The sequence below is a fragment of the Clostridium senegalense genome (assembly GCF_018916625.1).
GTDB classification, from domain to species: domain Bacteria; phylum Bacillota; class Clostridia; order Clostridiales; family Clostridiaceae; genus Clostridium_J; species Clostridium_J senegalense.
Window position 1 is genome coordinate 291,407 of the sequence record NZ_JAHLNC010000003.1, and the last position, 9,832, is coordinate 301,238.

7 protein-coding genes and 1 rRNA gene are annotated in these 9,832 nt (G+C 28.5%); all 8 read left to right on the top strand.

The features are described from left to right. The first annotated feature begins 251 nt into the window (after positions 1 to 251). On the top strand, positions 252 to 1,601 hold the full coding sequence (dnaA, locus tag KQI36_RS08660; RefSeq protein WP_010298341.1) for a chromosomal replication initiator protein DnaA: 1,350 nt from the start codon (positions 252 to 254) through the stop codon (positions 1,599 to 1,601). Between the two features lie 256 nt (positions 1,602 to 1,857). After that, the gene (gene dnaN / locus KQI36_RS08665) at positions 1,858 to 2,961 is read left to right on the top strand and encodes a DNA polymerase III subunit beta (protein ID WP_216450563.1); all 1,104 of its coding nucleotides are present in this window, start codon (positions 1,858 to 1,860) and stop codon (positions 2,959 to 2,961) included. Positions 2,962 to 3,081: 120 nt separating this feature from the next. Next, positions 3,082 to 3,288 (top strand): S4 domain-containing protein YaaA, encoded by a 207-nt coding sequence (gene yaaA, locus KQI36_RS08670; protein WP_010298345.1) that lies wholly within the window; start codon positions 3,082 to 3,084, stop codon positions 3,286 to 3,288. A gap of 110 nt (positions 3,289 to 3,398) precedes the next feature. Continuing rightward, a complete protein-coding gene (gene recF / locus KQI36_RS08675; RefSeq protein ID WP_216450564.1) occupies positions 3,399 to 4,502 on the top strand; it encodes a DNA replication/repair protein RecF in 1,104 nt (367 codons plus the stop codon). An 11-nt stretch (positions 4,503 to 4,513) separates the two neighbouring features. Then, positions 4,514 to 4,777 carry an extracellular matrix regulator RemB gene (gene remB, locus KQI36_RS08680; protein WP_010298350.1) on the top strand — a complete coding sequence of 88 codons (264 nt, stop codon included), beginning with the start codon at positions 4,514 to 4,516 and terminating at the stop codon, positions 4,775 to 4,777. A gap of 18 nt (positions 4,778 to 4,795) precedes the next feature. Then, a complete protein-coding gene (gyrB, locus tag KQI36_RS08685) occupies positions 4,796 to 6,703 on the top strand; it encodes a DNA topoisomerase (ATP-hydrolyzing) subunit B (protein ID WP_216450565.1) in 1,908 nt (635 codons plus the stop codon). 30 nt (positions 6,704 to 6,733) lie between these two features. Next, a complete protein-coding gene (gene gyrA, locus KQI36_RS08690; protein ID WP_216450566.1) occupies positions 6,734 to 9,229 on the top strand; it encodes a DNA gyrase subunit A in 2,496 nt (831 codons plus the stop codon). Positions 9,230 to 9,763: 534 nt separating this feature from the next. Continuing rightward, positions 9,764 to 9,832: ribosomal RNA gene (locus KQI36_RS08695) — 16S ribosomal RNA — on the top strand; the annotation flags it as partial.

The following is a 9,832-nucleotide window of genomic DNA, read 5'->3' on the forward strand; positions in this document are numbered from 1 at the left end:
TTTATTATTTTTGACGTAAAAACCGAATTTATACATAAAGTTTCAATGTGAATAATTTATACTTCTACATTGTTAATATTTTATATATTTATGAAAGTTATCAACATGTGAATATTTTTTATTGCATTTGTCAACAAATTAAATGTATTATTTTTTGTTGTTAATAACTTTGTTTACTATATGTTATATAATTGTGAAAAAAATTTTTTAATAAATAAAAAAAAATATTGTACTGGAGGATAGGAATAAAAATGAACGCCCAAGTGAAAGAGTTATGGGAAAAAACTTTAATCATTCTAAAAGAAGAACTTACCGAAGTCAGCTTTAATACTTGGATAAAAAGTATTGAACCTATCTCACTAGAAAATATTGCTTTAAAATTAGGTGTTCCAAACAATTTTACAAAAGATATTTTAGAAAATCGATATAAAGATTTAATAATAAACTCCATAAAATCCGTTTCAAATAAGACATATAATGTAGAATTTTTTGTAGTTTCTGAAGAAGCTCTTGAAAAAGAATCTTCTAAAAAAGAAGAAGTTCCACAAAGAAGATCAATGGTAAATGATGAAATGTCTGCCATACTTAATCCAAAGTATACATTTGATTCGTTTGTTATAGGCAACAGTAACAGATTTGCACATGCAGCTTCTTTAGCTGTTGCAGAATCACCTGCTAAAGCTTATAACCCATTATTTATATATGGGGGAGTAGGACTTGGAAAAACACACCTTATGCATGCAATAGGTCACTACATACAAGATGTAAATCCTAAATCTAAAGTTGTTTACGTTTCTTCTGAAAAGTTTACTAATGAACTTATAAATTCAATAAAAGATGATAAAAACGTTGAATTTAGAAATAAATATAGAAATATAGATGTACTTTTAATAGACGATATTCAATTTATTGCAGGGAAAGAAAGAACTCAGGAAGAGTTTTTCCATACATTTAATGCCCTTCATGAAGCTAATAAACAAATAATTTTATCTAGTGATAGACCACCAAAGGAAATTCCTACACTTGAAGATAGGTTACGTTCAAGATTTGAATGGGGTCTTATTGCAGATATACAACCACCAGATTTCGAAACTAGAATTGCTATTTTAAAGAAAAAAGCAGATGTTGAAAATCTAGATATTCCTAATGATGTGATGGTTTATATTGCTACGCAAATAAAATCAAATATTAGAGAATTAGAAGGCGCTTTAATAAGAATTGTTGCTTACTCATCTCTAACCAATAGGGAAATAAATGTTGATTTAGCAGCAGAAGCTCTAAAAGATATCATATCTAGTAAAAATGCACGTCAAATTACTATAGAATTAATTCAAGATATAGTTTCTAGTTACTACAATCTAAAAGTTGAAGATTTTAAATCATCAAGAAGAACTAGAAATGTAGCTTTTCCAAGACAGATTGCAATGTATCTTTCTAGAAAGCTTACAGATATGTCCCTACCTAAAATTGGAGAAGAATTTGGTGGTAGAGATCATACTACAGTAATTCATGCTTATGAAAAAATTTCTCAAGCATTAAAGAAAGATGAAAACCTTCAAAGCTCAGTATCTGACCTAACTAAAAAGATACAACAAAAATAACTAACAAATGTTATTAATTTAACCCTTAGTTATTGTGGATAAAAAATGAAATACTTACTAGTTGTTAATATTGTGGATAAATTGAAATACTTATTGATTGTTTATCCACAATTATTTTTATTGACTTTTTATTGCAGTTACAAGGGTTAAAGGGGTTATCCACATACTAACAGCCCCTACTACTATTACTACTATATTTTTTATATTATCTAAGCTATACTGTATACTATAAAAAATGTTAATAAGGAGGATTACTATGAAGTTTTTAATAAACAAAAATTCATTGTTAGAAGCAATATCAAACGTTCAAAAAGCAATTACTGGAAAATCAACACTTCCTATACTTCAAGGGATATACATAAATGCGTATAAAAATACATTAACATTAATTGGTTCAGATATAGATGTTTGTATTGAAACTAAAGTAGACGCAGAAATACTAGAAGAAGGATCTATAGTTGTTGACTCAAGATTGTTCGGAGAAATAATTAGAAAATTACCAAATGCAGAAATAGAAATATGTACTATTGATAACAATACAATCGAACTTAATTGTCAAAAATCCTGTGTTAATTTAATTCATATGGATGCTAGTGAATATCCATTACTTCCAACGATAACTGAAGATACAAATTTTTCTATATCTCAAAAAACATTAAAAAATATGATAAAAGGAACAATATTTGCAGTAGCACAAGATGAAACAAGACCAATTCTTACAGGTGTACTTTTTGAGGTTAAGGATAGAAAATTAAATTTAGTTGCTCTTGATGGTTTTAGAGTTGCATTTAGAAGTGAACAGTTAGACTGTGATGACAATAAAGAAGCTGTTATTCCAGGAAAAACATTAAATGAAGTTTCTAAAATACTTGAAGATAAAGATGAGAACGTGGAAATAACTTTTACAAATAACCATATTTTATTTAATATTGGAAATACAAAAGTTATATCTAGACTTTTAGAAGGCGAATTTATAAAATATGCTTCTATAATTCCTCAAGAATATAAAACTAAAGTTATAGTTAATAAAAATGAAATCTTAGGATGTATTGAAAGAGCATCTCTAATGGCGAAAGATGGAAATACAAATCTTGTAAAATTAGAGATTATTGATGACAACTTAATAGTCACTTCTAATTCTCAATTGGGAAAAGCAAGAGAAGAAATGAATATTATTTTGCAAGGTGAATCCCTTAAAATTGCATTTAACTCTAAATATCTTATAGATGTATTTAAAAATATTGAAGAAGAAGAAATTATTATGGAATTATCTAGTTCTGTTGCACCATGTGTAGTGAAAAATAAAGAAGTTAATAACTGCACATATCTTTTATTACCAGTAAGGGTATTAAATAATTAATATAAGAAATTATAAATAAAAGGAGAAACCTGATTTAAAATAAGATTTAATTTAAATATTTGAATAGTAATTTTTACTATGGAAAAAATATAAATAAAGTCTTGTTAAGGTATAAGTGTTATGATAGAAATAAAAATAAATACTGAATTTATAAAATTGGACTCATTTTTAAAGTTCTCAGGAGCTTGTTCATTAGGTTCTGAAGCTAAATTTTTCATTAAAAATGGAGATGTTAAAGTTAATGGTGATATAGAACTTCAAAGAGGGAAAAAGCTATACAACGGTGATACCGTTGAATTTCAAGGTGAAAATTATAAAATTGTATAACTAAGTATGCACCGAATCAATTCGGTGTATATTTTTAAATTACTCAACATTTAGTAATTACACTAAATGTTCATAGTATGATATAATTTATTATTGGGTGTTTGTTTATTATGTATGTTAATAAGTTGATTATAAAAAATTTTAGAAGTTACAATGAGCTGGTCTTAAATCTTACAAATGGAACTAATGTTTTTGTAGGTAATAATGCTCAAGGAAAAACAAATATATTAGAGTCAATATATTATTCAAGTATAGGAAAATCTCATAGAACTAATAGAGATAAGGAACTTATTACTTGGAATAAAGATGATGCGTATATAAGAGTTGATATATCTAAAAAAAGATTAGATAAAAAAATAGAAATGAAAATATTTAAAGAGGGCAAAAAAGGTATAAACATTAATTCTGTAAAGATAAATAGGCTCTCTGAACTTGTAGGTGTACTTAATGTTGTTATGTTTTCGCCAGAAGATTTAAGCATTATAAAAGATTCACCGTCTTACAGAAGGAAATTTTTGGATATAGAGCTTTGTAAATTATATCCTAAATATTACTATAACCTAGCTGCTTATAAAAAAGTATTAGCAGAGAGGAATAATGTTTTGAAAAAATTTAATTGTAATTTAGATATTTTAGATATATACGATATTAAATTAAGTGAATTTGGAACATATATAATTGAAAAAAGATTAGAATATATAAATAGATTAAATAATAAGGCGTTAGATATTCATAAAGACATAACGTCTGATAAAGAAATTATAAATTTTGTTTATTTAAGTAATATAAAAGAGGATGACATTGATATAAAAACTCAGATGTATAACTCTTTATTAAAAAATAGAAAAAAGGATTTTGAAAGAAAAATAACTTCAATAGGTCCCCATAGAGACGATTTTGCAACATTTATTAATAATATTGATGTTAAAACTTATGGCTCACAAGGTCAGCAAAGAACATCAGTACTTTCAATGAAATTTGCATCAGTGCAGATAATTAAAGACATAACTGGCGAATATCCTCTGTTGCTTTTAGATGATGTACTTTCCGAATTAGATATATCTCGTCAAAAATACATATTGAATTCTATCAGTAATGTTCAAACTTTAATTACTTGTACAGGAATAAACAATATAAAAAAATATTTAAATTCTTCAGTTGACATTAAAATATTTGAAGTTAAAACTGGAAAAATAACTGATATTACCAATTAAGGAGGGTAAATATGTTTTTGCACTTAGGAGAAAATGTGGTAGTTCCAGTAAAAGATGTAATAGCGATTCTAGATATGGAATCAACTATGTACAGTTCGGATACAATTCAATTTTTAAGAATGGCAGAAGAGGATGGATTTGTAGAAAGAATTACTAAAGAAAAACCTAAATCTTTTGTTATAGCAGAAGTAGAAAAAAAGAGTAAAATATACTTATCACCAATATCTTCAGCAACATTATGCAAAAGAACAGATATTGCATATTGTGAGCTTTAGTAAGTTAGGAGGATATACATGGATACCAATAAAGTTTATGATGAAAATCAAATACAAGTACTAGAAGGTCTAGAAGCCGTAAGAAAAAGACCAGGAATGTATATAGGTAGCACAAGTGCAAGAGGACTTCATCACTTGGTTTATGAAATAGTAGATAATAGTATAGATGAGGCTCTAGCAGGATTTTGTAATAATATAAAAGTTACTATTCATGAAGATAACTCAATAACAGTAGAAGATGACGGAAGGGGTATGCCTGTTGGAATACATCCCAAATTAAAAATACCTACAGTAGAAGTAATCATGACTGTGCTTCATGCAGGTGGTAAATTTGGTGGAGGAGGATACAAAGTATCTGGAGGACTTCACGGTGTTGGAGCCTCAGTTGTAAATGCTCTTTCAGAAATTTGTACAGTTGAAGTAAAAAGAGATGGACACATATGGAAAGAAACTTTCTCAAGAGGAAAGGTACTAAGTCCATTTGAAGTAGTCGGTGATACAGATGATCATGGAACTAGAATTTATTTTAAGGCAGATTCTGAAATATTTGATGATGTAACTTATGACTATGATACATTAAGTCAAAGACTAAGAGAACTTTCATTTTTAAATAAAGGAATTAGAATAACATTAACAGATGAAAGAGAAGGAAAAAGTCAAGAGTTCCACTATGAAGGTGGTATAAAATCTTTTGTTGAGTATTTAAACAGAAACAAAGGCAAAATACATAATGAGCCTATTTATATAGAAGGTATTAAAGACGATTGTACTGTTGAAATTGCACTTCAATATAACGATTCTTACAATGAAAATTTATTTTCTTTTGCAAACAATATAGATACAATTGAAGGTGGAACACATTTAGTTGGATTCAAAGCTGCATTAACTAGAGTTATAAATGATTATGCTAAAAAATTTGGTCATTTAAAAGAAAATGATAAAAATTTAAGTGGTGAAGATGTAAGAGAAGGATTGACAGCAGTAGTTTCTGTTAAAATAACTGATCCTCAATTTGAAGGTCAAACTAAAACAAAATTAGGTAATAGCCAAGTTAGAGGAATAGTAGAATCAATAGCAAATGATTCTATAACAAGCTTCTTAGAGGAAAATCCTCAAGTTGGTAAGAGCATAATAGATAAGGGTTTAAATGCTGCAAGAGCTAGAGAGGCAGCAAAAAAGGCAAGGGAACTAACAAGAAGGAAATCTGTTCTTGAAAGTACATCTTTACCTGGAAAATTAGCAGATTGTTCTTCTAAAAACCCAGAAGAATGTGAAATTTATATAGTTGAGGGAGATTCTGCCGGTGGTTCTGCAAAGCAAGGTAGAAACAGAAAATTCCAAGCTATTTTACCTTTAAGAGGTAAAATTATGAATGTTGAAAAACAAAGATTAGATAAAATGTTAAATTCAGATACAATTAAATCTATGATAACAGCATTTGGAGGCGGAATTGGAAAAGATTTCGATGTTAGCAAAATTAGATATCACAAAATAATAATAATGACAGATGCGGATGTTGATGGAGCTCACATAAGAACATTACTACTTACTTTCTTTTATAGATACATGAGAGAATTAGTTGATGAGGGCCATGTTTATATAGCTCAGCCACCTCTTTACAGATTGAAAAAGGGTAAAAATGAATATTACACATATAGTGATAAAGAACTTGAAAACTTAATTCAAGAAGTTGGTGGAAAAGATAGTAGTGTAGATATACAAAGATATAAAGGTTTAGGAGAAATGAATGCAGAACAACTTTGGGATACTACTATGAACCCAGAGAATAGAACATTGCTTAAAGTAGATGTAGAAGATGCAATGGCTGCAGATGAAATATTTACTATTCTTATGGGAGATAAAGTTGAACCTCGTAGAGAATTCATAGAAGAGAATGCTAAAAAAGTTATTAATCTAGATATATAGTTAATTATACAAATTAGAGAGGTGTAACATATGAATAGCGAAGAAAAAATATTGCCTGTAGACATAAGAAATGAAATGAAAAAATGTTATATAGATTATGCAATGAGTGTTATAGCTGGTCGTGCGCTTCCAGATGTTAGAGATGGATTAAAGCCTGTTCATAGAAGAATATTATATTCAATGCATGAACTAGGATTATATCCTGAGAAGGGATATAGAAAGTGTGCAAGAATAGTTGGAGATGTTCTAGGTAAGTATCACCCACATGGAGACACAGCTGTTTATGATGCACTTGTAAGACTAGCACAAGATTTTTCAATTAGATATAAATTAGTTGACGGTCATGGAAACTTTGGTTCAGTTGATGGCGATGGAGCAGCAGCAATGAGATATACTGAAGCAAAGATGGATAAAATAACAACTCAAATGTTAAGAGATATAAATAAAAACACAGTAGATTTTATACCAAACTTCGATGGAGAAGAAAAAGAACCTGTAGTATTACCTTGTAGATTCCCTAACTTATTAGTAAATGGATCAACAGGTATTGCAGTTGGAATGGCAACTAACATACCACCACATAACTTAAATGAGGTTATTGATGGGGTACTTATGCTTATAGAAGATTCAGAGGTTTCAATAAGCGAATTAATGACTGCAATTAAGGGACCGGACTTTCCAACAGCAGGAATAATATTAGGTAAAAGTGGAATAAGAAGTGCTTATGAAACTGGAAGAGGTAAGGTTTTAGTTAGATCTAAGGCAGAAATAGAAGAAGAAAACGGAAGACATAAAATTATAGTTACAGAGATACCTTATCAAGTAAATAAAGCAAACTTAATAGAAGCTATAGCAAATTTAGTTAAAGAAAAGAAATTAGATGGTATATCAGATCTTAGAGATGAATCAGATAGAGATGGTATGCGTATAGTTATAGAATTAAAAAGAGACGCTAATCCTAATATAGTTTTAAATAGATTATATAAACATACTAAAATGCAAGATACTTTTGGAATTATAATGCTTGTTTTAGTAGATGGTGAGCCTAAGGTATTAAATTTAAAACAAATACTTTCACACTACCTAGAACACCAAAAGGAAGTTATTACTAGAAGAACTCAATTTGATTTAGATAAGGCATTAGCAAGAGCACATATACTTGAAGGCCTTAGAATAGCATTAGATCACATAGATCAAGTAATAGCATTGATAAGAGGATCTAAGACTACAGCTGAAGCTAAAGAAGGACTAATAAAAGAGTTTGGTCTATCAGAAAAACAAGCTCAAGCTATATTAGACATGAAACTTCAAAGGCTTACAGGATTAGAACGTGAGAAAATTGAAGAAGAATATAATCAATTAATGGAAACTGTAAAATATTTAAAATCAATACTTGAAAGTGAAGAAAAGTTACTTAACATAATAAAAGAAGAGCTTATAGAGATAAAGAATAAATATGGTGATGAAAGAAAAACAGCAATAGAGAAAAATCCATATAGTTTTGATGATGAGGATTTAATTGAAGATGAAGATGTTGTAATAACATTAACTCACGCTGGATATATAAAAAGATTACCAGTAGACACTTATAATGCTCAAAAAAGAGGGGGAAGAGGAGTACAAGGTGCTAACACTAAAGAAGATGACTTTGTTGAAAATATAATAACTACCCCTATATTAAATAACTTATTGTTCTTTACTAACAAGGGAAAAGTTTATAGATTAAAAGCTTACGAAATTCCAGAAGGTAGTAGAACATCTAAGGGAACTAATATAATAAACGTATTACCAATAGAAAATGGTGAGACAATACAGGCAATAATGCCAATTAAAACCTTTGATAAAAATAACTCATTAATAATGGGAACTAAATCTGGTATAGTGAAAAAGACATCATTAGATAAATATGCAGCTATAAGAAGAAATGGATTAAATGCTATAAATTTAAGAGAAAATGATGAATTAGTAGGAGTAAGTATTACTAAAGGCGATAGTGAAGTAATATTTGTAACTAAAAACGGATACTCAATTAGATTTAGTGAAAAAGATGTAAGACAAATGGGTAGAGTAGCCACTGGTGTTAAAGCTATAACATTAAGAAAAGAAGATGTAGTAGTTTCAATGCTAGTTGTAAAAGAAAATGAAGAGCTACTTGTTATAAGTGAAAAAGGTTTTGGTAAAAGAACAAATATAAATGAATATACACTACAACATAGAGGCGGTAAGGGAATAATAACTTACAAAATAACAGAAAAAACAGGATGTGTTGTAGGAGCAAGAATAGTTAATGATTTAGATGAGCTTATGCTTATGAATAGCAATGGAATAATGATTAGAATAAATGTAAGTGATATATCTACTTGTGGAAGAAATACAATGGGTGTAACACTTATGAAAACTGGTGAAGATGTAAATATAGTAGCTATTGCTAAAATAAATTATTCAGAGCCAAAAGAAGATTCAGAAGATCATATTGAAGAAGAAGAAAGCTCAAATGAAGAAATAAAAGATGTAGACAATGAATAAATAAGTATAAAAAAAGCTGTACCTTAAATATTAAGGTACAGCTTTTTTATAACTTTATGATTTTTAAAATCAATTATTATAGTAAGATTTGTAGATATAAATATAAAAATAATTAAAACTTTGCCACGTGTATCTTTTGTAGAAAAAAGGAGGATTTAATAGAAAAATAAAGAAAAATGGGAAAGATTTTAATAAATAGATTATAAAAGCTAAAATCAGGTTTTAAAAAAGTATATAATAAATCTTGTCGCTGAGGCAAGCAAGTAAACAGCCCAAGCGATGGAGATTAAAACTTTAAAAAATACTTTCAAAATTTAAAAATAAATTTTAAAAAAGTATTGACAAAAAAGTTTAAATCTAGTAAAATAGTAAAAGTCGTCAGGTAATGACGAATTGGTCTTTGAAAATTAAACAGATAAATATAGGTAAAACCAGTTAATTCATTTGAGAATCTATTTTGTAGATGCTCACATCGAAAGATGTAAAAAAATTGACTATTATAGTCAGCAAATTGCTTGAAGCAGTTCAAACTTTTAAATTGAGAGTTTGATCCTGGCTCAGGACGAACGCTGGCGGCGTGCCTAACACATGCAAGTCGAGCGA

Excerpts from the sequence above, each read along its gene's own strand:
- dnaA (WP_010298341.1), top strand. The coding sequence starts at position 252 with ATGAACGCCCAAGTGAAAGAGTTATGGGAAAAAACTTTAATCATTCTA.
- dnaN (WP_216450563.1), top strand. The coding sequence starts at position 1,858 with ATGAAGTTTTTAATAAACAAAAATTCATTGTTAGAAGCAATATCAAAC.
- yaaA (WP_010298345.1), top strand. The coding sequence starts at position 3,082 with ATGATAGAAATAAAAATAAATACTGAATTTATAAAATTGGACTCATTT.
- recF (WP_216450564.1), top strand. The coding sequence starts at position 3,399 with ATGTATGTTAATAAGTTGATTATAAAAAATTTTAGAAGTTACAATGAG.
- remB (WP_010298350.1), top strand. The coding sequence starts at position 4,514 with ATGTTTTTGCACTTAGGAGAAAATGTGGTAGTTCCAGTAAAAGATGTA.
- gyrB (WP_216450565.1), top strand. The coding sequence starts at position 4,796 with ATGGATACCAATAAAGTTTATGATGAAAATCAAATACAAGTACTAGAA.
- gyrA (WP_216450566.1), top strand. The coding sequence starts at position 6,734 with ATGAATAGCGAAGAAAAAATATTGCCTGTAGACATAAGAAATGAAATG.